Here is a 24497-nt window from a genome sequence, read left to right on the forward strand (position 1 = left end):
CTGCGCAAGGTGGTTCGGCAGCGGTTGAAGCGGTTGCAGCGGTTCACGATGCAGGCACTTCGTCGTTTGTTGGCGAAGCGCTGGCCAAATCGGACCGCCCGGAACTGACCGCTGCCAAAATCGTCGTCTCGGGCGGGCGTGGCATGCAGAGCGGTGACAATTTCAAGTACCTGTATGCGCTGGCCGACAAGCTGGGCGCTGGTGTGGGTGCATCCCGTGCTGCAGTTGACGCGGGTTTTGTACCCAACGACATGCAGGTCGGCCAGACCGGCAAAATCGTTGCGCCACAGCTGTACATTGCGGTCGGTATTTCTGGCGCGATCCAGCATCTGGCCGGGATGAAAGATTCCAAGGTGATCGTTGCGATCAACAAGGACGAAGAAGCGCCGATCTTCCAGGTGGCCGATTACGGCCTGGTAGCGGACTTGTTCGAAGCTGTGCCTGAGCTGGAGCAGGCGATCTAACTTCTGTAGGGGGCGGGTTCGCCCGCTCCCGCAGGAATAAAGCCATCTGCTTGCAGCACAACTTTTGCCACAATCCGTTTTGTAGTTCTATAGATGCAAGTACAAGTTCGAGTGTAGATTCCCGACGGTAATATCCCATCCTTAATTACGTTGTATCGAGGGTAAGACTATGTCGGGTAACTTCTCCAGGAATGTAATGAATACTCTTGTGGTTGCGCTTAGTTTGGCGTTTACCGGTTCTGCACTGGCCGATACGGCAGTCAATGATCCGCTGTATATAACCGGCAACTATAAATGCACAGGGTTTGACAGTCATGACGGGGCCTTCAAGGGCGACCTGAGTGTCAAAGTGAATGAGAAATCCAGCAACTTCAGCCAGAACTTCGGCGCTTATACCTTCACGCTTGAAGTGGATCTTGGAGGCGACAAGGCCACTTATTCAGGCTACGCCGCCGCCCAGGGTCAGCAATTGGCAATGTATTTTGCCAATGACAGCCAGGAGGCCGCCACGGATCGAGGCATCGGGCTTGCGACCATTACCCGTGACCAGAACAGCAAGGGGCAATACACTACCACGCTGCACAAGTCATACTATGCGCCCGACTACAATGGCGGTGGCCATGGTACGGAAACATGCATTAAAACCCCGCAAGTTTGAAATTGAAAAAGCCCCGGAGATTATCCGGGGCTTTTTTGTACGGCCCGGGTTATCAGCTGTAGCTGTTAACTTTTACCAGGGCAGGCTCGGTTTGAGCCTTTTGCCAGGTCAGGGTCAGGGTTTGCAGCACGCGCGCCATATAGTCGCTATCGGCCGCAGCCTTCTTGCCCACGTAGCCTTGGCCACGGCGGTACATTTTGAGGTGGGCGCGCATTTGTGGACGTTCCTCCTCGAATCTGGTTTCTTCCTTGCACGACGTCACAGGATCGATACGTACATCACCGGCTTCGCTGATCCACAGGATATGGTCGTTCAGCGTGTCTTTCTGGGCGGCGAAGAGTCGAGCCAGCTCGTTAACAGTCGGTTGGTTATTCAGGTTCATGGCTAACTCCTTGACTACTCGTTGATCTGTCTAATTGATTCGCGCAACTGCACATGCAGCGCTACGTAGTGTCCATCCAAAGCAGATCTGTCTTGAGTTCGTCATATGTAGTAGTAAAACCCGGCACTACATACAGAGCGTAAAGCGAAGGAGAGCAGCGTGAACCAGGATGCCTGAGTGACATGACGCATCAGCCACAAGCTTCTTGAGGACGTTTCGCTAGCCCCTGTCGTCTTTGACGCGGACGATCAAGCCAGGTCAGCTTCATCAATTCTGCCTTGTGGGCAGTACCTATCCCGGAACAGCCCGACAGCTCGTCGAGCATGCTTGCAACAACCCTTTCCAGCGCTTCCGGTGGGGAAGACGTCTGCATAATGCTGGGGGAAAATCGAGCCGTCAATACTTATGTAGTGATTATTTTCATGCACTACATATGTGACTGGCGGGTCGATTTTCAGCATGCCGGTCATCCCCGATAAATGCCCCAACCGTAGCCGATACCCCCGTTATTTCGGCAGTTCAAGGTAGGCGAGCCCCACTCAGTTGCTGTTGCGCACCCGCCCCGGGTAATTCATCACAAATTGCACATGAGCCTTTACGCCCGTGGCCAGGGTGGCATCGTCGGCGGTGAAGTAGGGGCTGTGGTTGTTCGCGACCTTGCTCATGTCCTGCCCTTCAGGCGTAGCGCCCAAAAATACGAACAAGCCCGGGACTTTTTCGGCGTAGTAGGAGAAGTCTTCGCTGGGCGACAGGGACGCCGGCAGCAACTGCACCTTGCCTGGCGCAGCCAGTTCCAGTGCCGGGACCATCGCGGCGGTAAGCTGCGGGTCGTTGCTGGTGACCGGCGCATGATTGACCAGCAGCAGGCTGGCTTCGGTCTCGTAGGCACTGGCAATGCCTTGCACCAGGGGTGGCATTTTTTTCAGCAGGGTGTCGCGCACTGCCGCGCTGTTGCTGCGGATGGTGCCGGTCATTTCCACGCTTTCGGGAATGATATTGGCTGCAGAACCGGCATTGACGGTGCCAACACTGATCACGCCCATCCCCTGGGTCAGATCAGCCCGGCGGCTGACCAGGGTTTGCAGGCCGTTGATAATGCCTGCGCTGGCTACTACCGGGTCGACGCCGCTCCAGGGTGCCGAGCCATGGGTTTGCTGGCCTTTGACGATGATGCGAAAACCGTCGCTGCTATTGAGCACGGTACCGGCCTTGTAATACAGATGACCGGTGGGGTAACCCGCCATCACATGCACGCCGAATATGGCTTCGACCTTGGGGGAGTCCAGGGCGCCGTCGCGGATCATCGCCTGGGCACCCACCAGGGTTTCGGTTTCGAATTCGTCCAGGTCTGCCGCGCCTTCTTCAGCGGGCTGGAACAGGAATACCACGGTGCCGGCGACCTGATCGCGATGCTCGGCCAGCACTCTGGCTGCACCCAGCAGCATGGCGGTGTGGGTGTCATGGCCGCAGGCGTGCATCACCGGTACGGTCTTGCCCAGGCGCACTCCCGTGGCCGTGCTGGCCCAGGGCAGGCCGGTCATTTCCTTGACCGGCAGGGCGTCCATATCGGCGCGCAGGGCCATCACCGGGCCAGGCAGGCCACCCTTGAGCACGGCCACTACACCGGTCTTGCCCACTTGGGTGCGCACCTGCAAGCCCAGGCTTTTGAGTTGCTCGGCGACCAGGGCGGCGGTCTTGAATTCCTGATTGCCCATCTCCGGGTTCTGGTGGAGGGTGTGGCGCAGGGAGATTACCTGCTCATTGACCGTCGCGACGGCGGGGTCGACCCAGCTCAGGTCAGCCGCATGGCCGGTGCTGGTCAGCGTGCTCAACAGTGCGAGGTACAAAGGGGCATGGCGAAGGCGGGGCAGCATTGAAGGTCTCTTGTTTGTTGTTTTTAGGGCGCTCAGGGTAAGCCAGTTTTTCGCACAGGCGGCGCAACCGCCGGGCTAAAAGCGTTCGATTACCGCCCATTAGCCGAGTGTCCAATTGCCCTGCCATTGCCGTCGTGCTTACTCTGGCGCAGACAACACCCATAATAATGACAACACCGAGTACCTTGCCGATGGATAGCCGCCTGCTGAGTGAACGCAGTAGCGTGTTCCGACACGCCGACCCACATGCCGTGTCCGACTATGTAAACCAGCATGTTGGCCAGCACTGCATCGGCCTTTCCAGAACCACCCGGCCGCTGGCCAGCCTCAATCACCGTAAATTCGCCGAGCTTGATCTGTGCCGGATCAGTTATGGCGGCAGTGTGCGCGTGACCTCGCCCGCACTGGAAACCATCTTTCACTTGCAGGTGCTGCTCAGCGGCAATTGCCTGTGGCGCGGCCCGAACCGCGAGCAGCACCTGGTGCCGGGGGAGTTGCTGGTGATCAATCCGGATGATCCGGTCGATTTGACTTACTCTCAGGATTGCGAAAAGTTCATCCTCAAAATACCGGCCAAATTGCTCGAATCGGTGTGCGACGATCAGCGTTGGCGGCGGCCGTCAGGCGGTGTGCGCTTTATGCGCAATCACTACCGGCTCGATGAGCTGGAGGGCTTTATCGGTTTGCTGGGCATGGTGTGCCAGGAGTCCGAGGCCAGCGATCCGCTGCTGCGGGTGCAGGAGCACTACACGCAGATTGTCGGCAGCAAGCTGTTGACCCTGATGCAGACCAATATCAGCCGTGAAAACCTGGCATCAGCCAGTGCCGGGCTTGAGCGCATACTCGATTACATCGAACGCAATCTCAAACAGGAACTCAACGGTGAAGACCTGGCAGCACAGGCCTGTATCAGCCAGCGCTCGTTGTACAGCCTGTTTGAGCGCCAGTTGGGCGTGACGCCCTTGCAGTACATTCGCCAGCGCAAACTTGCGCGGATTCATGCCTGCCTGAACGACCCGAGCTGCACGGTACGCAGCCTCACAGAGCTGGCGCTCGATTACGGTTTTATGCACTTGGGCCGTTTTTCCGAAAGCTACCGTTTGCAGTACGGCGAGCTGCCTTCAAGCACCTTCAAGCGCCGGCACTGAGCAACGGCTTTTGTGGGAGCGGGCTTGCCCGCGATGGGATCGCTGCGGTGTCAGCGGAACACCGCGCTGCCTGGATCGCGAGCAAGCCCGCTCCCACTGAAATACCCGTCTTGCCTGCACTAACCGGATAACGATCCGCAGTAAACGGATAGTGCCCCGGACATCGACTCCCTAACCTGACCCGGCCTGGATAATAACAACGGAGGCCCTGGCCATGTCCCTGGGTATCGATTACTTGAATGCCATGCTGGAAGACGACAAAGACAAGGGTATCTACCGCTGCAAGCGTGAGATGTTCACCGACCCCGACCTCTTTGAACTCGAAATGACCCATATCTTCGAGGGCAACTGGATCTACCTCGCCCACGAGAGCCAGATCCCCAACGTCAACGACTTCCTGACCACCACCATGGGCCGCCAGCCGATTTTTATCGCGCGTAACAAGGCCGGTGAACTCAACGCCTTTCTCAACGCCTGCAGCCATCGCGGCGCCATGCTGTGCCGGCACAAAACCGGCAACCGCGCCAGCTATACCTGTCCGTTTCACGGCTGGACCTTCAACAACAGCGGCAAGCTGCTCAAGGTCAAGGATCCGGGTGCCGCCGGTTACCCCGAAGGCTTCAACTGCGAAGGCTCCCATGATTTGACCAAAGTGGCCCGCTTCGAGTCCTATCGCGGCTTTCTGTTTGGCAGCCTCAACCCCGATGTGAAATCCCTGGCCGAGCATCTGGGTGAATCCGCCAAGATCATCGACATGATCGTCGACCAGTCCGCCGATGGCCTGGAGGTGCTGCGCGGTGCCAGTTCCTATATCTACGAAGGCAACTGGAAACTGACCGCCGAAAACGGCGCCGATGGCTATCACGTCAGCTCCGTGCACTGGAACTACGCGGCCACGCAAAACCAGCGCACCCTGCGTGAAGCGGGTGAAGAAATCAAAACCATGAGCGCCGGCAGCTGGGCCAAGGGCGGCGGCGGTTTCTACTCCTTCGACCATGGCCATCTGCTGCTCTGGACTCGCTGGGCCAACCCCGAAGATCGTCCGGCCTACGAGCGCCGCGACGAACTGGCCCGTGATTTCGGCCAGGCCCGTGCCGACTGGATGATCGAGAACTCGCGCAACCTGTGCCTGTACCCCAATGTGTACCTGATGGACCAGTTCAGCTCGCAAATCCGCATTGCCCGGCCCATCTCCGTGAATCAGACCGAGATCACCATCTACTGCATCGCGCCCAAAGGCGAAAGCAGTGAGGCGCGCACCAAGCGCATCCGTCAGTACGAAGATTTCTTCAACGTCAGCGGCATGGCCACTCCGGACGATCTGGAAGAGTTCCGCTCCTGCCAGACCGGTTACGGTGCAGGTCGCGGCTGGAATGACATGTCCCGCGGGGCCGAACACTGGGTCGAAGGCGCCGATGCCGCCGCCGCAGAAATCGACCTCAAGCCGCTGTTGTCCGGGGTGCGTACCGAAGACGAAGGCCTGTTTGTGCTGCAACATAAATACTGGCAGCAAACCATGCTCAAGGCGGCTGGCGGCGAGCCCGCGCTGATCCCCGTGGAGGCTGTGCAATGAACAGCCTTTACCCCATTGTGCGGGATTTTCTGTACCGCGAAGCGCGTTACCTGGACGACGGCCAGTGGGATCAGTGGCTTGAGCTGTACGCCGCCGATGCCAGTTTCTGGATGCCGTGCTGGGATGACAACGACCGCCTTACCGAAGACCCGCAAAGCGAAATCTCGCTGATCTGGTACGGCAGCCGCGGTGGCCTGGAAGATCGCGTGTTCCGCATCAAGACCGAGCGCTCCAGCGCGACCGTGCCCGACACCCGCACTTCGCACAACCTGAGCAATATCGAGATCGTCGACCAGGCCGACGGCCTGTGCCAAGTGCGTTTTAACTGGCACACCCTCAGCTTTCGCTACAAGACCACCGACAGCTACTTCGGCACCAGCTTTTACACCCTCGACATGCGCGGCCCACAGCCGCTGATCAAGGCCAAGAAAGTCGTGCTCAAGAATGACTACGTGCGTCAGGTCATCGACATCTACCACATCTGATCAAGGCTGTGATGCGTGCCTGAGAGTGCCTGTGGGTGCCCGGGCCGGGCATTGCCTGCGAGGTACATTATGAGTTTTCAAATTGCCCTCAACTTCGAAGACGGAGTTACCCGTTTTATCGAGACCAATGGCCAGGAAACCGTCGCTGACGCCGCTTACCGCCAGGGCATCAATATCCCGCTGGACTGCCGCGACGGTGCCTGCGGTACCTGCAAGTGCTTTGCCGAAGCTGGCCGCTACGAGCTGGGCGAGGACTATATCGAAGACGCCCTCAGCGCAGAGGAGGCCGGGCAGGGCTATGTGCTGACCTGCCAGATGCGCGCCGCCAGCGACTGCGTATTGCGGGTGCCTGCTTCTTCGACCTTGTGCAAGACCCAACAGGCCAGTTTTGATGCCGTTATCAGCAATGTGCAGCAGTTGTCCGAGAGCACCATCGCTCTGTCGATAAAGGGCGAGTCCCTGGGCAGCCTGGCGTTTTTGCCGGGCCAGTATGTCAACCTGCAGGTACCCGGCAGCGGGCAGAGCCGGGCCTATTCCTTCAGCACCCTGCAAAAGGATGGCGAGGTCAGCTTCCTGATCCGTAATGTCCCGGGCGGGCTGATGAGCAGCTTTTTGACAGGCATCGCCAAGGCTGGCGACAGCATGACCCTGGCGGGCCCTTTGGGCAGCTTTTACCTGCGTCAGATCCAGCGGCCCTTGTTGTTGCTGGCAGGTGGTACCGGGCTGGCGCCGTTCACCGCCATGCTGGAAAAAATCGCCGAGCAGGGCAGTGCCCACCCGGTTCATCTGATCTACGGCGTGAGCAACGACTTCGATCTGGTGGAGCTGGATCGCCTGCATGCCCTGAGCGAGCGCATCGCCAATTTCAGCTTCAGCGCCTGCGTGGCCAACCCGCAGAGCCAGCACCCGCTCAAGGGCTATGTGACCCAGCATATCGAACCGGGCCACCTCAACCAGGGCGACGTCGATGTGTACCTGTGCGGCCCGCCGCCGATGGTGGAAGCGGTCAACCTGTATATCCGCGAGCAGGGCATTACCCCGGCCAATTTCTACTACGAGAAGTTTGCCGCTGCGGCCTGACACTTTGATTGGAGCTAGCCATGAACAACCGATTCCACAACAAGGTCGCGCTGGTTACCGGCGCCGCCCAGGGCATTGGCCGTCGCGTGTGCGAGCGTCTGCTGGGCGAGGGCGCGCAAGTGATTGCGGTGGACCGTTCCGAGCTGGTCTTTGAGCTGCAGGGCGAAGGCGTGCTGGCCCTGACTGCCGATCTGGAGCAATACACCGATTGTGTGCGGGTGATGGCTGCAGCGGTGAATACCTTTGGCCGCCTCGATGTGCTGGTCAACAACGTGGGCGGCACCATCTGGGCCAAACCGTTCGAGCATTACCGGGCCGAGGAAATCGAGGCCGAAGTTCGTCGCTCGCTGTTCCCCACTCTGTGGTGCTGCCATGCGGCGCTGCCCTACATGCTCGAACAGGGCAGCGGGGCGATTGTGAATGTTTCTTCAATCGCCACCCGCAGCGTCAACCGCGTTCCTTACGGCGCGGCCAAGGGCGGCGTGAATGCATTGACTGCCTGCCTGGCGTTCGAGAATGCCCAGCGCGGGATTCGCGTCAACGCCACTGCCCCCGGGGGCACTGAGGCACCACTGCGGCGGATTGCGCGCAATGAGAACGAGCAAAGCCCCGAGGAGCAAGTCTGGTACCGGCAAATCGTTGACCAGACCCTCGACAGCAGCCTGATGAAACGTTACGCCAGCCTCGATGAGCAGGTCGGCGCGATCCTGTTTCTGGCCAGCGACGAGGCCTCCTATATCACCGGCGTGACCCTGCCGGTGGGTGGCGGCGACCTCGGCTGACTTCTCTGATAAAAAAGGACAACTGCCATGAGCCAAATTCTGATTGAAAGCCTGACGACCCTGATCGTCGACCTGCCCACCATCCGCCCGCATACGCTGGCCATGCACACCATGCGCAAACAGACCCTGGTGATTGTGCGCCTGCGTTGCAGCGACGGTATCGAAGGTGTCGGTGAAGCCACTACCATCGGCGGCCTGGCCTACGGTTACGAAAGCCCGGAAAGCATCAAGGCCAATATCGATGCGCATCTGGCACCGATGCTGGTGGGCAAGCCCGCGGCCAATATCAACGCCGCCATGCACAGCCTGGACAAGATTGCCAAGGGTAATACCTTTGCCAAATCGGGTATCGAAAGCGCGTTGCTCGACGCCCAGGGCAAGCGCCTGGGGCTGGCGGTCAGCGAGTTGCTGGGCGGGCGCGTGCGCGACAGTCTGGAAGTGGCCTGGACCCTGGCCAGCGGTGACACTGCCCGTGACATTGCCGAAGCCGAGCAGATGCTCGACCTGCGACGCCACCGCATCTTCAAATTGAAGATCGGTGCCAACCCGCTGGAGCAGGACCTCAAACATGTGCTGGCGATCAAAAAGGCCCTGGGTGAGCGCGCCAGTGTGCGGGTTGACGTCAACCAGTATTGGGACGAGTCCCAGGCCATTCGTGGTTGCCAGGTGCTGGGTGACCACGGTATCGACCTGATCGAACAGCCGATTTCCCGGGCTAATCGTTCAGGGCAGGTGCGTCTGAATCTGCGCAGCCCGGCGCCGATCATGGCCGACGAATCCATCGAAAGTGTCGAGGACGCCTTCAGTCTGGCGGCGGACGGTGCGGCCAGTGTATTTGCCCTCAAGATCGCGAAAAACGGCGGGCCCCGTGCAGTGCTGCGCACTGCTCATATCGCCGAGGCCGCCGGTATCGCCCTGTATGGCGGCACCATGCTTGAAGGCTCGGTGGGCACCCTGGCCTCGGCCCATGTTTTCCTCACCCTCAAGCAACTGACCTGGGGCACCGAGCTGTTCGGGCCACTGCTGCTGACCGAAGACATCGTCACCGAGGCGCCGCAGTACCGTGATTTTGAGCTGCATATCCCGCGCACTCCAGGCCTGGGCCTGACGCTGGACGAAGAGCGCCTGGCCCGTTTTAGCCGCTGACACTCTGAAAAACCCCTGTGGCAGCGGGCTTGCTCGCGATGCAGACGACTCGGTGCATCCGCGCTGATGCTATCGCGAGCAAGCCCGCTCCCACAGCCACTTCCCCTATTTCTTCAAGGAGAGCCCCATGCTTTTCCACGTAAAAATGACCGTAAATCTGCCCCTGGACATGGACCCGACCAAGGCCGCAAAACTCAAAGCCGACGAAAAGCAACTGGCTCAACGGCTGCAGCAGGAAGGCACCTGGCGCCATCTGTGGCGCATCGCCGGGCACTACGCCAACTACAGCGTGTTCGACGTGGTCAGTGTCGAAGAACTGCATGACACCCTGCTGCAATTGCCGCTCTTTCCCTACATGGATATCGAGATTGAAGGGCTGTGCCGCCACCCGTCCTCGATCCACAGCGACGACCGCTAACGCTTTCTATCCCTTGCACAAGAACAAGATGAGGTGAGCCCCATGACCGTGAAAATTTCCCACACCGAAGTCATCCAGCGCTTCTTCAAGGAAGCCGCAGGTTTTTCCAGCGATAACGGCAACCCGCGCCTGAAAAGCATCATCCTGCGCATCTTGCAGGACAGCGCCAGAATCATCGAAGACCTGGACATCACTGAAGATGAATTCTGGAAGTCCGTGGACTATCTCAACCGCCTGGGCGGCCGCTCGGAAGCCGGGCTGCTGGTGGCCGGGCTGGGCATCGAGCATTTTATCGACCTGTTGCAGGACGCCAAGGACGAGCAGGCCGGTCAGACTGGCGGCACCCCGCGTACCATCGAAGGCCCGCTGTATGTGGCCGGTGCCCCGGTGTACGAAGGGTTGGCACGGATGGACGACGGCAGCGAGGAGGGTGTTGCCACCGTGATGTTCCTCGAAGGGCAGGTGTTCGATCTTTCGGGCCAACCGCTGGCCGGTGCCACGGTTGATCTATGGCACGCCAACACCAAGGGTACCTACTCGTTCTTTGACCAGAGCCAGTCCGAGTACAATCTGCGCCGACGTATCATCACCGATGCCCAGGGCCGCTACCGTGCCCGCAGCATCGTGCCCTCGGGCTATGGCTGCGACCCGCAGGGGCCGACCCAGGAATGCCTTGACCAACTGGGCCGTCACGGCCAGCGTCCGGCCCATGTGCACTTCTTTATCTCGGCTCCCGGTCACCGTCACCTGACCACCCAGATCAACCTGTCCGGGGACAAGTACCTGTGGGACGACTTTGCCTATGCCACCCGCGACGGCCTGGTGGGTGAAGTGCAGTTTCGCGACGACGGTGCCCGTGGTGTTGCCGGGCGTTATGCCGAGTTGAGGTTCGACTTCCAGTTGCAACAGGCCGTTGCGCCTGCTGCCGAACAGCGCAGCCATCGCCCGCGGGCCTTGCAGCAGGTTTGACAGCAGGCTGCAGCGAGGCCTGAGAACCCGTGCCGGTCTGCAAGTGTTTGCCCGGCAACAGTGGTCCGACAGACTGTTGGCAAACAGGCAGCTCTGGGAACCGTGCCACAGCGCTGCCCGCCGGCGCCACTGGCTCAAAGGGCTGCGGCATGGTCTGTGCAAAGCTCCTGGAAATACCCTTCAGGAACACTGTCATGCCTGCAGCCACCTCGCGCAAACCGCACTTTTTCCCTACACGCTTCTGGCAGGCCATGGCGCTGGCGGTGGTCAGCGTCGGGCTGGGCACACTGGCCCATGCCGACGACAACGATGTGCCTTCCCTGGCCGGCAAACGCATTGCCATCAGCATGACCGGCACCAGTCACTACTTTGATGTCAAAGCCTTCGACGCCCAGGTTGCCGAAGTCAGGCGCCTGGGCGGCACACCGATCACCCTGGATGCTGGGCGCAACGATAAAAACCTGGTGACCCAACTGCAAACCGTGGTCACCCAGAAACCCGATGCGGTGATCCAGACCCTGGGCACCCTGAGCGTGATCGATCCCTGGCTCAAGCGTATCAGCAAGGCCGGCATTCCTCTGTTTACGATTGATGCGCCGTCGCAATACAGCCTCAATAACACCACATCGGACAACGTCGCCACCGGCAAGCATCTGGCCGACCAGTTGGTAGCCGACAGTGGCGCCAAGGGCAATATTCTGGTGTTCAACGGCTTTTACGGGGTGCCGGTGTGTGCGATCCGCTATGACCAGCTCAAACTGGCGCTCAAGGATCATCCCGAGCTGAAAATCATTGATCCCGAACTGCGTGATGTGATCCCCAATACCGTGCAAGACGCCTACAGTCAGGTCAGTGCACTGCTCAACAAATACCCCAAGGGCAGCGTAACCGCGATCTGGTCTGCCTGGGATATTCCGCAATTGGGCGCGAGCAAGGCGTTGGTGGATGCCGGGCGTACGGAGATCAAGACCTATGGCGTCGATGGCACGCCCGAAGTGCTGGAGTTGCTCAAACGCAGCGACTCGCCGGTCGGTGCGGTGATAGCCCAGCAACCGGCTTTGATCGGCAAAACCGCTGTGCAAAACGTGGCGCGCTATCTGGCCGGGCAACATGACCTGCCCAGGGAAACCCAGGTGCCGACCCTGCTGACTACTGCTGCGAACCTTGAGCAGGTGCAAAAGCTGCGAGGCGATCAGTGACGTCTCCCGCCCTGCATTTGCAGGGCATCACCAAGTCTTTCGGGGCCACCCGGGCGCTGGATGGCGTTGATCTGCGCGTCGAGCAAGGCTCCATTCACGGGCTGGTCGGTGAAAACGGTGCCGGTAAATCAACCCTGATCAAAGTGCTGGCAGGTATCCATCGGGCCGACAGTGGCACCCTGGCAGTGGACGGGCAGTCTTTTGCGGCGTTGAGCCCGCGGCAGATTGAGGCGCTGGGCGTGCATTTCATTCACCAGGAGCGCTTGTTGCCCGCCAGTTTTACCGTAGGTGAAGCGCTGTTCTTCGGCCGCGAACTCAGGCGCGGGCCTTTTATCCGCCGGCGTGCCCAGGACCGCGAGGCCGCACGGTTGTTGCGTGAGTATTTCGACCTGGAGTTCCCCGCCGGGGCGCTGGTCAGCGAGCTGGACAGCGCCCGGCGACAGATTCTGCAAATTACCCGGGCCTTGCTGGCCAAGCCGAAAGTCCTGGTGTTCGACGAGCCCAGCGTGTCACTGGTCAAGCGCGAGGTTGACCAGTTGCTGGCCATTATCCGCCGTCTGCGCGATCAGGGTCTGACGATTGTGTACATCTCCCATTATCTGCAAGAAATCCAAAGCCTGTGCGACCGGGTCACCGTGTTGCGCAATGGTCGTGCCGTGGCGGTGGTGGATCCGCGCAGTACTTCGACGGCACAGATTGCCCGGTTGATGGTCAATCGCGAGGTCGGCGAGATGTACCCCAAGGCCGTGGTAACGCCGGGTGAGGTGGTGCTCGAACTGAAGGGGCTCAGTGCTGGTCTGGCGTATCGCGATATCCACTTGAGCCTGCGCAAAGGTGAAGTGTTGGGGCTGACCGGGCTGGTGGGTTCTGGTGCCAAGGAACTGCTCAAGACTTTGTTTGGCCTGGTGCAGCCCGAGCAGGGCAGCGTGCATTTGCAGGGACGCCTTACGCGCCTCAAGTCGCCCCGCGATGCGGTGCGCAAAGGTATCGCGCTGGTGCCCGAAGAGCGTCGCAGCCACGGGGTTGCACCACTGCTTTCGGTCATGGAAAACCTGACTCTGGCCGGCTTGTCGCGCTTTAGTCGCTGGGGGCTGTTGAGTTCTGCGGCACAGGTTCGGGAGAGCGATCGGCTGATTGCCGAGCTGGGGATCAAGACCGCCGGACATGACGCCAGGGTCTCGCAGTTGAGTGGCGGCAATCAGCAAAAAGTCGCGCTGGGTAAATGGCTAGGGAAGGGCTGTGCGGTGTATCTGCTCGACGAACCCAGTGTCGGTATCGATATCGGCGCCAAGGTCGAGATCTATCGCCTGATCGGCCGCTTGGCCAAGCAAGGTGCGGCGGTGCTGGTGCTGTCTTCTGATTTACCGGAGCTGATTGGCATTAGTGACCGGATTCTGGTCATGCACCGTGGTGCGCTGGCCGGTGAATTCGATGCCCGCGAGGTCGACAGCGATCGTTTGCTGGCCTGTGCCACGGGGGCGCGGGAATTAGCCACTGTGGCCCTTGAATGCGAGCAGGAGCCTGCACATGCCTTCGTCTGAAATCCTCGTCCAACCGCTGGCCCGACGGCTTGGCTTGCTGCTTCTGAGGCGCGGCTCACTGCTGGCGCTTTTGCTGATTCTGGCGGTGTTCGCCGTGAGTGCGCCAAACTTCCTCAGCCCGGGCAATATCGCCAACGTGTTTGCCCAGTCGGCGATCCTCGGCATTCTCGCCTTCGGCCTTACCTGTGTGGTGATTGGTGGTGGTTCCAATGTGGTTTCGGGTGGCCTTGACCTGTCGCTGGCGGCCAATCTGGGCCTCTGTGCAGCGGTCTACAGCAGCCTGAACAATGCGGGGCTGAACGCCGCGCAAGCAATTGGCCTGACCTTGCTCTGCGGGCTGGCGGTGGGTGCCCTGAACGGTTTTACCGTAGTGGTGCTGCGTCTGCCGCCGCTGCTCGCCACCCTGGCGAGCATGAACCTGATTGCCGGGCTGGAGCTGGTGCTGACCCAAAACAGCGTACTGCCCACCGACTCGGCCTTGCTCGACATCCTGGCCACTGGTGAATGGCTGCGGGTACCCGTACTGGCCTGGGTGTTGCTGGGGGTTGCCTTGCTGCTGGGCTTGTTGATTCAGCACAGCCCTTATGGCTTGCGCCTGTATGCGGTGGGCGAATACCCCCAGGCGGCGCGGGCGGCCGGGCTGGGCGTAGGCCGCTATGTGTTTTCCAGCTACCTGATTGCCGGGCTGTGTGCAGCGGTTGCAGCATTTTGTTCGGCGGCATTTTTCAGCGGCAGCACCACCGGTTCCGGGGACATGCTGCTGTCGGTTGTGGCCATTGCTTTTCTCGGTGTGGTGTTCTCCCGGCGGCTGGTGGCGAATATCCCCGGCACCTTGTTGGCAACGTTGCTGCTGGGTTTCTTGATTAACGGTTTCCAACTGCTGAACATCGCCAGCTTCTGGGTCAACGGTGTGCAGGGGGTGCTGATTCTATTGGTGGTGGCCATGTCCAGTGCCTTGCGCAAAGAGGAGGGTGGACAATGACTACGCTCGCTGCAACGCCGGTATCCGCGGTGCTTATATCCCGCCTGCTGCGCGGTATTCTGCCGCTCTTGATCGTTGTGATCGTGGTTTTTTTCGCTGTGGCTGCGCCGGGATTTTTGACCCTGGGCAATTTGAGCAGCCTGCTGCTGAACAACTTCGTGCTGTTGGCGATTGTCGCCATTGGCATGACCTGGGCTGTGGCGGCAGGGGGGATCGACCTGTCGGTGGGCACCGCGGTGGATTTCGCCAGCCTGGCCTTTGTCGTGCTGTTAAATGGCGGTCATGGCCTGCCCGTTGCCATCTCCGGCGCCCTGCTGGCCGGGGCGCTGGTGGGTGGTTTTAATGCGGGGCTGATCGCGGGTCTTGGCATCACGCCATTTCTGGCGACACTGGGCACCTTGTTTATCGGCACCAGTATTCAGCAGTTGCTGTCCGAGGGTGGGCAGCCGATCTATATCGCGCAGAACCTGTTGCCGGGGCTTAGCGCGATGTCATGGTTGGGTGTGCCCTTGCCTTTGTGGCTGGTGCTGGGTGTGGCGACGGTATACGGGGTGATTCTGGCCCGAGGGCGGTTGGGGCGAGAAATTCTCGCGGTTGGCACTCAGGTGCAACTGGCGCGATATTCGGGCCTGTCGATCCGCCAGATCAGCCTCAAGGTGTTTATTGCCAGCGCGCTGGCCTGTGCCGTGGCCGGGGTTGTGCTCAGTTCCACGGTCAATGCTTATGTACCGATGTCGGGCAATGCGTTTTTGATCAATGCCATCGGTGCAGTGTTTATGGGCACTACCTTGAGTCGCAACGGACGCGCCAACATCCCCGGCACGTTGCTGGGGGTGTTGTTTATCAATGTGATTGCCAATGGGTTGCTGTTGATCGGCTGGAATTTCTATTGGCAACAGGTGGCGACCGGGGCGCTGATTTTGCTGGTGCTGGCGTTCAGTTTTGGCAGTCGGCGATTGCAGGCGCAGCAGTAAGCCTGAAGGGGCTGGTTTGCCTGCGGTGGCAGCCCTGTGCTGGTGCGAATGCCCCGCGCTGTCTGCATCGCGAGGCCCGCGGCCACACCGCTGTCTAGCCTGCTTTGAGGCTATTGCCGATCTGCCAAACATACAGCGGCGCAGTACCGTTAACCGCCCAGTCCCCGACAATCCGCGCCTTGTAGATCCACGGGTTGTGGGAGGCCGCAGTGCGAGCATTGCGCCAATGGCGATCCAGCGCCTTGCTGACGCTGACCCCGGAGGCTCCCAGCGCATTGAACAGATCGCTGGTGGCCCGCAGAATCAATTCCGACACCACTACCTGGGCTTTGGAAGTCTCGATTTCGGCGTCGATATTGGCCAGGCGCTCGGCCTCAATATCCTCGGCCAGGCGTGCGACATAGGCCCTCTGCAGCGGTTCGGCCGAGCGTAGGGTCAGCGCCTCGGCTGCGTAGACCTGAGCCGATATCTGCCCGACCACTTGCAGGATTTGCGCATCGCCACTGGCGGTCTCGGCATTGCCGTGGCTGAACACCCGCTTGCGTTCACGCACTTCTTGCGCAATATCGCGCTCCACCGCACGACCAATACCCGCGAGTACGGCCAGCAGCACCAGTTGGTAAAAAGCGGTCTGGTATTTGAAACGTGTTTCGAAGGGGATTACGTGTTCGGCGCTCAGCGGCACGTCGACATACACCGAGGTGCCGCTGCCCGTGGTGCGCTGGCCAAAGCCGTCCCAGTCATCGCTCTGGGTGACGCCGGGGTGATGGGCATGCACCAGGGCAATCACATCGGCGCCGTTGTCCGAACGCTGGGCATAGACATCTATCCAGTCGGCAAAGAGGCTGCCGGTACTGTAGTACTTGGCGCCGTTGAGGAGGTACTTGTCGCCGTGGGGGGTGATCCTGGTGAGGATTTCCCCCAGTTTTACCGCGCCCACTTCAGTCCAGCCATTGCCCACCAGCTCGCCCGCCACAAAACGTGCGAACCATGCCCCGCGTTCCGGGCTTGGCGAAGCGTTGAGACGGTCTTCGACAAAGGCAAAATGGCCGCGCAGGGCTTGCGGGATATTGGAGTCGGCCTCGGCCAGCTCGATCAGCAACTGGAACAATTGGCCGATGGACGCTCCGGAGCCGCCGTATTCAACCGGCACCCGCACTGCGCCAAAACCTGCCTGCTTGAGCCAGCGGATAGGTTCATGGGGCAACTCGCGGGCCTGTTCGCGTTCAAGCGTGCCGGCGGCGATTTTGCGAAACAGCGGGCGAAAACGATTGGCCAGGGTCTCGTAGTCGGTGCCCACGGACAGAGGTGATGCGGTCATGGCAGTTCTCCTGAAATGGAAGGTTCCTGTCGTGGGGGGTTGCAGGGTTTGTGCCGCAGGCGACGAGCCCGCAAAACCGGGAGTCAGGCCTTGGCAACTGACTGCTGAGCAACAGTTAACAATCAGGTTGTACGCAAATCGCACAGCAATGAGCACCAAGAATCCTTGCGCGGGCAAGCAGGCTCGTACTCGCAAGGCAGGGGCCTGTCCGGCACGGCCTGTGCAATAGCGCTTTCAAAAGCCTTGCCGTGGAGTAATTGGATGTCCCGTGAAATCCGTCTCAATGCCTTCGATATGAACTGTGTCGGTCATCAATCCCCGGGCTTGTGGGCCCACCCCCGTGATCGCTCGTGGCAGTACAAGGACCTTGAATACTGGACAGACCTGGCCAGGATCCTTGAGCGTGGCAAGTTCGACGGACTGTTTATCGCCGATGTGCTGGGAATCTATGACGTGTATCGCGGCAATGGCGATGCGGCGATCCGCCAGGGCGTGCAGGTGCCGGTCAATGACCCGCTGCAACTGATCCCGCCGATGGCGCTGGTGACCGAGCACCTGGGGTTTGGCCTGACCGCCTCATTGTCGTTTGAGCATCCGTATCCGTTCGCTCGTCGGCTGTCGACCCTTGACCATCTGACCAAAGGCCGTGCAGGGTGGAATATTGTCACTTCGTATCTGGAAAGCGGCGCCAGGAACATCGGGCAGCAAGCGCTGACCGAGCACGATGCGCGCTATGACTATGCCCAGGAATATCTGGAAGTTTGCTACAAACTCTGGGAAGGCAGCTGGGAAGAGGGCGCCATCCTGCGCGACCGCGAGCGACGGGTGTTCAGCGACCCGGGCAAAATTCATGAAATCCACCACTACGGCAAACATTTCCAGGTGCCGGGCATTCACCTCTGTGAACCCTCGCCGCAGCGCACTCCGGTGCTCTATCAGGCAGGGGCGTCCGGCCGGGGCAAGCAGTTTGCCGCTGAACAGGCCGAGTGCGTGTTTGTCGCGGCGCCGTCCAAGGTGCTGTTGAAAAAAACCGTCGCCGATATCCGCCGCCGTGCGGCCGAAGCCGGGCGAGACCCTGCCAAAATCCTGATTTTCAATCTGCAGACAGTGATCCTCGGCGAGACCGATGCCCTGGCCAAGGCCAAGTTCGAAGAATACAAAAGCTACGTCAGCTACGAAGGCGCAATGGCCCTGATCAGCGGCTGGACCGGCATTGATTTCAGTCAGTTCAAGCCTGACGAGCCGCTCAAACATGTGCACACCAATGCCATTCAGTCGGCGGTCGAGACCTTTTCCACGGCGGACCCCAACACTGTCTGGACCCCCAATGCCCTGGCCGACTGGGTGGGCATCGGCGGCTTTGGCCCGCTGTTTGTCGGCAGCCCCGAAACCGTGGCTGACCTGCTCGAAGAATGGGTGGCCGAGACCGATGTGGACGGTTTCAACCTGGCTTACGCCATCACCCACGAGACCTTTATCGATGCCGTCGAGCTGTTGGTGCCGGAACTGCAAAAGCGCGGCGTGTACAAGAAGGACTACGCGCCGGGCACCCTGCGCGAGAAGCTGTTTGGCGAAGGTCCGCGTCTGGTACACGGGCATCCGGGGGCGGGCTACCGCAACCTGGGCGAACTCAATCGCAGCCGCGCAACAGAGCCTGCTTGAAACCAGGGGCTGGACACAGGCAGGGTCAGTGACTGACTCTGCGTTCAGCGCTCAATAAATCCAGGAACGAGTGAATGACCTCAAGTGATGTGCCAAGCGGACAGGCAACCCCTGCCATCCGCACGGCCGATATTCTGATTGTTGGCGGTGGCCTGAGCGGTACCTTGCTGGCCATGCAACTGCTGCGCTTGCCGGGTGCCCGGCATATCGTGGTGCTGGAACCCCGGGCCGAACTGGGCCGGGGCGAGGCCTACAGCGCCACCGAGCTGGGCCATACCCTTAACGGCAATGCCGCGCGCATGAGCGTCGAACCGGATGATGCCGACGACCTGACCCGCTGGCTGCAGGCTCATATCGCCGGGGGTGGCTGGCCCGAGTCCGGGGTGCAGCAGGTGCCGGTTGCCGAGCTGTTCCCGCCGCGAGGGCTGTTTGGTGTGTATGCCCGCCAGCGTCTGGCCGAAGCACAGGCCATCGGCGCAGCGCAGGGCTCAAGCCTGAGCCATGTGCGTGATGAAGTGATCGATCTGCAAACCCCGGGGCAGGGTGTTATCGCCACACTCAAGGACGGTAGCCAGTGGCAGGCCGGTGTTGCGGTCCTGGCCACCGGCATGTTCCCGGCGGCCCGCACGGCGCAGCGCCAGTCCAGTGGCCTCAACGCGGCAGCGCTGGACCCTTGGGATGTCCAGGCTTTGCGTGCGCTGCCGGTGGATGCCCGGGTACTGATTATCGGCTCGGGGCTGACCATGGTGGATGCCCTTGAGTCCCTGAACCAGGCGGGACACCGAGGGCCGATCGAGGTTTTTTCCCGGCATGGCCTGTTGCCCCATGTGCGACGCCAGCCGCCGGTATGGGAAGATTTTCTCAGCCTGGCCCCGGACCTTCGCAGTCCTTTGCAGCTGCTGCGTGAACTGCGCCGCCAATGTGCCCTGGCCCAGTCCCTCGGGATCGACTGGCAGGCACCGCTGGACACCGTGCGGGTGCATATCGCCAGGCTCTGGAGTCAGGCCGATGATACCCAGCGCCGTCAGTTTGTACGCCATGTGCGGCCCTGGTGGGAGAGCCATCATCACCGTTCGCCGCCTCAGGGTGATGCCTTGTTGCAGCGTCTGCTCGAGGAAGGGCGGCTGACCATCCATGCGGCGTCGCTGCAAGGGGTTGATAGCTCAGGGCCACGGATCCGGCTGCGTTATCGCGGGCAATCCGAAGCGGTATGGATTGAGGGTGATGGCCTGATCAACTCCACCGGCATCGAGTACGACTGGCGCCGGGTGGATAAACCCTTGCCACGCCAGCTGTTGCAGCGCGGGTTGATACGGCCCGGCAATCTGGGGCTGGGCATTGCCGCCGATGCGGGCGGGGCGGTTTTGAATGCGCAGGCCAAGCCCTCACAGCGGTTGTTTGCGATGGGCCCGCCATTGCGCGGGATGTGGTGGGAAAGTACCGCGGTAACCGATGTTGCCTTGCAGGCCAAGGCATTGGCTGAGCGATTGGCGTCGCTGTAATACCCCCCCCCGACCCTCTCCCGCAGTCAGGGGGTTGGGGGGGCTTTTGTTTGAAATGACTTAATTGCCCTCAAAGCGAGCCGCCCGTTTTTCGATAAACGCCTGCATGCCTTCTTTTTGATCCCTGGAGGCAAACAGCAGTGCATTGGCTTTGCGCTCCAGCGCCAGGCCCGTTTCCAGTGGCCCGTCAACCCCGGCCAAAATCACTTCTTTGATCTGTTCTGCTGCCAGCGGCGGCATGGCGGCGATCAGCTGCGCCATCTCCAGGGCATAGGCCTGGACCTCGGCATCGTCCACAACGTTGCTCACCAGCCCCGAAATCCAGGCCTCTTCAGCGGTAATCGGCTGCCCGGTCAGGGCCATGCGCATCGCCTTGGCCTTGCCGACCGCCCGCACCAGCCGTTGAGTGCCGCCGATACCCGGCATGATGCCGATGCGAATTTCCGGCTGGCAAAATTTGGCGCTGCGCCCGGCCACGATGATGTCCGCCAGCATCGCCAGTTCGCAGCCACCGCCATAGGCATAGCCGCACACCGCTGCAATCACCGGCTTGGGGCAATGCTGGATGGGTGCCCACAGCCGTTCGGTATGACGCTGGTAAATATCGATCGGGCCGACCCCGGCCATGCTGTTGATATCGCCACCGGCGGCAAACACGTTGTCGCCACCGGTCAACAGGATGCAGCGCACGTTCGGGTTCTCGGCCAGCTCGGTGAAGTGACGCGACAGCAGCGCTTGCAGCTCAAGGCTCAGGGCGTTGGTGGCCTGGGGGCGGTTAAGACGCAGCAGGGCCACGCCCGGGCTCGGGAATTCAAGTAGTACCGGCGCGGCAGATGGTTCTGTCATGGGGTTCCTCATTGACGGGGGCTGTCACCACAGCATGCGCTGGATTGTTGCGTTCACCCGGTCGTGATTCATCGTCCGTTCAGACGACGAGCAGCCCCCGGATTGCCCCTAGAGTGGCTCCATCAGTAGAAAAGGAGCATGTCATGGGTCAACTCTCAGGGCTGGATTACAGCGCCAAGGTGGTGCTGGTCACCGGCGGCACCAAAGGCATCGGCGCCGGAATCGCCCGCAGCTTTCTGCAAGCCGGGGCACGGGTGATCGTGTGTGGCAGGACAACCCCCGAGGTGTTGCCCCGGGCGGGGTCGGCACAGGCGGTATTCATGGCCTGCGATGTGCGCGACCCGGACTCGCTCCAGGCACTGTTCGAAGGCATTCGCGCCGATTTCGGCCGCCTCGATGTGCTCATCAACAATGCCGGCGGCAGCCCGCCGGCCGATGCGGCCAGCGTCTCGCCGCGTTTTCACGAAAGCATTATCCGTCTCAACCTGATCGCCCCGCTGAACGTTGCCCAGCAGGCCAATGCCCTGATGCAGCAACAGGACGAGGGTGGTTGCATCGTGTTTATCGGCAGTATCAGTGCCTTGCGCGCATCGCCGGGCACCGCCGCGTATGGCGCGGCGAAGGCCGGGGTGCTGGCCCTGGTGCAGTCGTTGGCCGTGGAGTGGGCACCCAAGGTGCGGGTAGTGGCGGTCAGTCCGGGGCTGGTACGCACCGAGCAGGCTCACCTGCATTTTGGCGACGAACAAGGCATCGCGGCGGTCAGCGCCGGGATCCCGGCCGGGCGCATGGCGCTGCCCGAAGACATCGGCAACGCCTGCCTGTTTATCGCATCACCCCTGGCCGGCTATGCCAGCGGCTGCAACCTGTTGTTGCACGGCGGCGGCGAACGCCCGGCTTTTTTGAGCGCTGCGCACTGACGACCTTCAGCGGCGACCACCCGGTTGCTGCACTTGATACGCAGGAGACGAACTTGGCTGATTCTCAATTGCTAACCGACGTGCGCGCCCTGGTGGGGCGTGAATATGGTCGCGTCTACGCCTGGGACGAAGTCAACGCCCCGATGATCCGCCAGTGGTGCGAGATCATGGGCGTCGACAACCCGCTTTACACCGACCCGGCCTTTGCCGCCAACAGCGCCCAGGACGGGCTGGTGGCGCCGCCTGCGATGTTGCAGGTGTGGTGCATGGAAGGTTTTCACATAAACAACTATGCGCCCGGCTCGACCACCGAAAACCCCTATGAAGTGCTCAAGCTGATTGAGTCCTACGGTTATCCGTCGGTGGTCGCGGTCAACTCCGAACTGACCTTCGAGCGCAACCTGCGTCCGGGTGAAAAGCTCTACTACACCACGCGGCTTGACTCGGTGGGCGACGAAAAAACCACCGGTCTGGGCACCGGCTTCTTTGTCACCCTGGTGATGGACTACTTCGTTGAACACAAAAGTGGCGACGAGGCCGTTGGCCAGTTGCTGTTTCGCGTATTCAAGTTTCGCCCGGCCAACAACCATGCGGTCGAGGCCGCTCCGGCCAAGGCCGAAGCGGCTGCGGTGGTCAAACGGCCGAAGCCGGGCATGAGCGATGACACGCGGTTTTTCTGGGAAGGCTGTGACGCCGGCAAGCTGCTGATCCAGCGCTGCACCCAGTGCCAGACCTTGCGACATCCGCCGGCGCCGGTGTGCATCGAATGCCACTCGTTTGATTGGGACAGTGTGCAGGCCAGCGGCCGCGCCAGGCTGTATTCGTTTGTGATCATGCATTACCCCGAAGTTGCCCCGTTCGACCATCCCAACCCGATCGGCCTGATCGAGCTGGAGGAGGGCGTGCGTCTGGTGGCGGGGCTTGCAGGCGCCAAGCGCGAGGACCTGCGTATTGGCCAGCCCTTGCAGCTTGAGTTCCAGACCTTCGATGGCGAGTTGACCTTGCCGCTATTCCGACCTGTGGTCGAGTAAGGGAGCCAGCATGGATTTCGACATTAGCGAAGACCAGGGCGCCATTGCCGAAATGGCCGGCAGCGTGTTTGCCGACTATTGCACCGATGACCGCCTGCGCCAGTTCGATACCAGTGAGCAGGCCTATATGCAGCCGCTGTGGGAACTGTGCGTGGAAACCGGCCTGCAAGCCCTGGCCATCCCTGAAGCACAGGGTGGCAGCGGCCTGGGCATGACCGAATTGATGCTGGTGTTACAGGCTCAGGGCCGTGCGTTGGGGCAGGTGCCGTTGTGGCGCCATCAACTGGCGGCTGCCACTGTCGCGCAGTTTGCCGATCCGTCATTGCAGGCGTGGGCTGAGGAGGCCGCCGCGGGCAGGGCATTGCTGACCCTGGATTTGAGCGGCCTGTTCAACGCCCATGGCATTCAATTGCACGGGGTAGAGACTGACGGTGGCTGGCGTGTCAAAGGCCGTGTTGGCGCTCTGGCGCTGGCCGAGCAATCGCAGGCGGCGTTGCTGCTGGTCAGTGTTGACGGGCAGCCGCGGTTGGCGCTGGTCGAGCTGGGCGACAAGGCGATCACTCTCGTGCCCGGGCGCATGACCCATGGTGAGGCCATTGCCGATGTACATATCGACGGGCTGCTGATCCGCGCCGAGTGCCTGCTCCCGCCAGCCGCGCTGGACTGGCTGGAGCCGCGCAGCATCGCCGCACTGGCGGCGCTGCAGCTGGGCGTCAGTGCCGAGCAGATCCGCCGCACCGTGGAATACGTCACCGAGCGGCGCCAGTTCGAACGCAGCATTGGCAGTTTTCAGGCGGTGCAAATGAGCATGGCCAACGCCCATATCGCCCTCGAAGCGCTGCGCAGCACCCTGTGGCAGTTGTGCTACCGCCTGGACGCCGGTTTGCCGGCGCCCAGCGAAGCACTGGCCACGGCCTGGCAGGCCTGTGAAGCGGGGCATCTGATTGGGCACAACGCCCAGCACGTACATGGCGGCATAGGTGTCGACCTGACCTACCCGATACACCGCTTCCTCTACTGGAGCCGCGCCCTGGGTTGTGCCCTGGGTGGATCGGCAGCATGCCTTGAACGCCTCGGCGACTGGCTGAGCCATAACGACAAGCTGGGATGGAAATATGACCTTGCAGAACACCAAGCGCTTTGACGACGTGCGCCCCGGCGAAACCCTGCCGGAACTGGCGATCCCGATCACCGTGGGCCTGATCGCCGGTGGTGCCATCGCCACCCGCGACTACTTCCCCGGCCACCATGATGTAGAGGCGGCGCGGGAGTTGGGCTCGCCACATATCTTCATGAATATCCTCACCACCAACGGCCTGGTGCAACGCTATATCGAAGACTGGGCCGGCCCCGAGGCGCGTTTTGCCTCGCTGAAGATCAAGCTTGGCGCGCCGAATTATCCCGGCGACAGCATGACCTTCAATGGCGCGGTCACCCGTCAGGATGCCACTACCCGCACGGTGGAAATCACCCTCAGCGGCAAAAATTCCATGGGTAACCACGTGACCGGTACGGTCGCGCTGGTTCTGCCCTGATCGCGGAG

24 protein-coding genes are annotated in these 24497 nt (G+C 61.0%); 20 read left to right on the forward strand and 4 right to left on the reverse strand.

Translation table 11 applies throughout. The features are described 5' to 3' along the window. Both FHL07_RS00005 and FHL07_RS00010 read left to right on the forward strand, forming a co-directional pair. On the forward strand, positions 1 to 464 hold a 464-nt coding region (locus FHL07_RS00005), incomplete at its 5' end, for an electron transfer flavoprotein subunit alpha/FixB family protein (RefSeq protein WP_202979095.1). Positions 465 to 660: 196 nt separating this feature from the next. Further along, positions 661 to 1122, forward strand: a complete 462-nt coding sequence (locus tag FHL07_RS00010; protein ID WP_095021165.1) for a hypothetical protein — start codon at positions 661 to 663, stop codon at positions 1120 to 1122. Between the two features lie 52 nt (positions 1123 to 1174). Here the strand turns inward: FHL07_RS00010 and FHL07_RS00015 are convergent, their stop codons facing one another. Both FHL07_RS00015 and FHL07_RS00020 read right to left on the reverse strand, forming a co-directional pair. After that, the gene (locus FHL07_RS00015) at positions 1175 to 1504 is read right to left on the reverse strand and encodes a hypothetical protein (RefSeq protein ID WP_094999986.1); all 330 of its coding nucleotides are present in this window, start codon (positions 1502 to 1504) and stop codon (positions 1175 to 1177) included. Between the two features lie 539 nt (positions 1505 to 2043). Continuing rightward, a complete protein-coding gene (locus FHL07_RS00020) occupies positions 2044 to 3378 on the reverse strand; it encodes an amidohydrolase (RefSeq protein ID WP_095018428.1) in 1335 nt (444 codons plus the stop codon). A 191-nt stretch (positions 3379 to 3569) separates the two neighbouring features. Here FHL07_RS00020 and FHL07_RS00025 point away from each other — a divergent pair, with 191 nt between their 5' ends. From FHL07_RS00025 to FHL07_RS00080, 12 genes are all read left to right on the forward strand, one after another. After that, positions 3570 to 4526: an AraC family transcriptional regulator gene (locus FHL07_RS00025; protein ID WP_095023288.1), complete on the forward strand. Its 957-nt coding sequence runs from the start codon at positions 3570 to 3572 to the stop codon at positions 4524 to 4526. Positions 4527 to 4740: 214 nt separating this feature from the next. Next, positions 4741 to 6099, forward strand: coding sequence for a benzoate 1,2-dioxygenase large subunit (gene benA, locus FHL07_RS00030; RefSeq protein ID WP_094999989.1), 1359 nt, complete (start codon positions 4741 to 4743; stop codon positions 6097 to 6099). Beyond that, positions 6096 to 6584, forward strand: coding sequence for a benzoate 1,2-dioxygenase small subunit (benB, locus tag FHL07_RS00035; protein ID WP_094999990.1), 489 nt, complete (start codon positions 6096 to 6098; stop codon positions 6582 to 6584). Before benA ends, benB begins: the two co-directional genes overlap by 4 nt. A 69-nt stretch (positions 6585 to 6653) precedes the next feature. After that, positions 6654 to 7664 (forward strand): benzoate 1,2-dioxygenase electron transfer component BenC, encoded by a 1011-nt coding sequence (gene benC / locus FHL07_RS00040; protein ID WP_095021162.1) that lies wholly within the window; start codon positions 6654 to 6656, stop codon positions 7662 to 7664. 20 nt (positions 7665 to 7684) lie between these two features. Next, complete coding sequence (locus FHL07_RS00045; RefSeq protein ID WP_138737899.1) at positions 7685 to 8446, forward strand: 1,6-dihydroxycyclohexa-2,4-diene-1-carboxylate dehydrogenase; 762 nt, start codon at positions 7685 to 7687, stop codon at positions 8444 to 8446. Positions 8447 to 8473: 27 nt separating this feature from the next. Next, positions 8474 to 9592, forward strand: a complete 1119-nt coding sequence (locus tag FHL07_RS00050; protein ID WP_095018431.1) for a muconate cycloisomerase family protein — start codon at positions 8474 to 8476, stop codon at positions 9590 to 9592. A gap of 127 nt (positions 9593 to 9719) precedes the next feature. After that, a complete protein-coding gene (gene catC / locus FHL07_RS00055; protein ID WP_095018432.1) occupies positions 9720 to 10010 on the forward strand; it encodes a muconolactone Delta-isomerase in 291 nt (96 codons plus the stop codon). Between the two features lie 42 nt (positions 10011 to 10052). Continuing rightward, positions 10053 to 10979 carry a catechol 1,2-dioxygenase gene (gene catA, locus FHL07_RS00060; protein ID WP_095018433.1) on the forward strand — a complete coding sequence of 309 codons (927 nt, stop codon included), beginning with the start codon at positions 10053 to 10055 and terminating at the stop codon, positions 10977 to 10979. 251 nt (positions 10980 to 11230) lie between these two features. Further along, positions 11231 to 12178: a sugar ABC transporter substrate-binding protein gene (locus FHL07_RS00065; RefSeq protein WP_238705493.1), complete on the forward strand. Its 948-nt coding sequence runs from the start codon at positions 11231 to 11233 to the stop codon at positions 12176 to 12178. Beyond that, the gene (locus FHL07_RS00070; RefSeq protein ID WP_138737900.1) at positions 12175 to 13719 is read left to right on the forward strand and encodes a sugar ABC transporter ATP-binding protein; all 1545 of its coding nucleotides are present in this window, start codon (positions 12175 to 12177) and stop codon (positions 13717 to 13719) included. Before FHL07_RS00065 ends, FHL07_RS00070 begins: the two co-directional genes overlap by 4 nt. Continuing rightward, positions 13706 to 14701, forward strand: coding sequence for an ABC transporter permease (locus FHL07_RS00075; protein ID WP_094999998.1), 996 nt, complete (start codon positions 13706 to 13708; stop codon positions 14699 to 14701). Before FHL07_RS00070 ends, FHL07_RS00075 begins: the two co-directional genes overlap by 14 nt. Next, positions 14698 to 15675 (forward strand): ABC transporter permease, encoded by a 978-nt coding sequence (locus tag FHL07_RS00080; protein ID WP_095032378.1) that lies wholly within the window; start codon positions 14698 to 14700, stop codon positions 15673 to 15675. Before FHL07_RS00075 ends, FHL07_RS00080 begins: the two co-directional genes overlap by 4 nt. A 94-nt stretch (positions 15676 to 15769) precedes the next feature. Here FHL07_RS00080 and FHL07_RS00085 read toward each other — a convergent pair whose 3' ends face one another. Continuing rightward, complete coding sequence (locus FHL07_RS00085; RefSeq protein ID WP_095000000.1) at positions 15770 to 16996, reverse strand: acyl-CoA dehydrogenase family protein; 1227 nt, start codon at positions 16994 to 16996, stop codon at positions 15770 to 15772. Between the two features lie 261 nt (positions 16997 to 17257). Here FHL07_RS00085 and FHL07_RS00090 point away from each other — a divergent pair, with 261 nt between their 5' ends. Both FHL07_RS00090 and FHL07_RS00095 read left to right on the forward strand, forming a co-directional pair. Further along, the gene (locus tag FHL07_RS00090) at positions 17258 to 18658 is read left to right on the forward strand and encodes an LLM class flavin-dependent oxidoreductase (RefSeq protein ID WP_138737901.1); all 1401 of its coding nucleotides are present in this window, start codon (positions 17258 to 17260) and stop codon (positions 18656 to 18658) included. A gap of 74 nt (positions 18659 to 18732) precedes the next feature. Continuing rightward, the gene (locus FHL07_RS00095; RefSeq protein WP_138737902.1) at positions 18733 to 20160 is read left to right on the forward strand and encodes an FAD/NAD(P)-binding protein; all 1428 of its coding nucleotides are present in this window, start codon (positions 18733 to 18735) and stop codon (positions 20158 to 20160) included. Positions 20161 to 20220: 60 nt separating this feature from the next. Here FHL07_RS00095 and FHL07_RS00100 read toward each other — a convergent pair whose 3' ends face one another. Continuing rightward, the gene (locus FHL07_RS00100) at positions 20221 to 21006 is read right to left on the reverse strand and encodes an enoyl-CoA hydratase (RefSeq protein WP_178084357.1); all 786 of its coding nucleotides are present in this window, start codon (positions 21004 to 21006) and stop codon (positions 20221 to 20223) included. 143 nt (positions 21007 to 21149) lie between these two features. Here FHL07_RS00100 and FHL07_RS00105 point away from each other — a divergent pair, with 143 nt between their 5' ends. From FHL07_RS00105 to FHL07_RS00120, 4 genes are read left to right on the forward strand one after another with little or no spacing between them, the layout of a single operon-like run. After that, complete coding sequence (locus FHL07_RS00105) at positions 21150 to 21923, forward strand: SDR family oxidoreductase (RefSeq protein WP_095000004.1); 774 nt, start codon at positions 21150 to 21152, stop codon at positions 21921 to 21923. A 53-nt stretch (positions 21924 to 21976) separates the two neighbouring features. Continuing rightward, entirely contained in the window at positions 21977 to 22954 is a 978-nt protein-coding gene (locus FHL07_RS00110; RefSeq protein WP_138737904.1) for a bifunctional MaoC family dehydratase N-terminal/OB-fold nucleic acid binding domain-containing protein, read from the forward strand. Between the two features lie 10 nt (positions 22955 to 22964). Beyond that, on the forward strand, positions 22965 to 24098 hold the full coding sequence (locus tag FHL07_RS00115; RefSeq protein ID WP_138737905.1) for an acyl-CoA dehydrogenase family protein: 1134 nt from the start codon (positions 22965 to 22967) through the stop codon (positions 24096 to 24098). After that, positions 24070 to 24489, forward strand: coding sequence for a MaoC family dehydratase (locus FHL07_RS00120; RefSeq protein WP_095018444.1), 420 nt, complete (start codon positions 24070 to 24072; stop codon positions 24487 to 24489). The genes FHL07_RS00115 and FHL07_RS00120 overlap by 29 nt, the downstream gene beginning before the upstream one ends. Positions 24490 to 24497 lie beyond the last annotated feature (8 nt).

It is taken from the genome of Pseudomonas sp. FSL W7-0098 (assembly GCF_005930585.1).
GTDB lineage: Bacteria > Pseudomonadota > Gammaproteobacteria > Pseudomonadales > Pseudomonadaceae > Aquipseudomonas > Aquipseudomonas bubulae.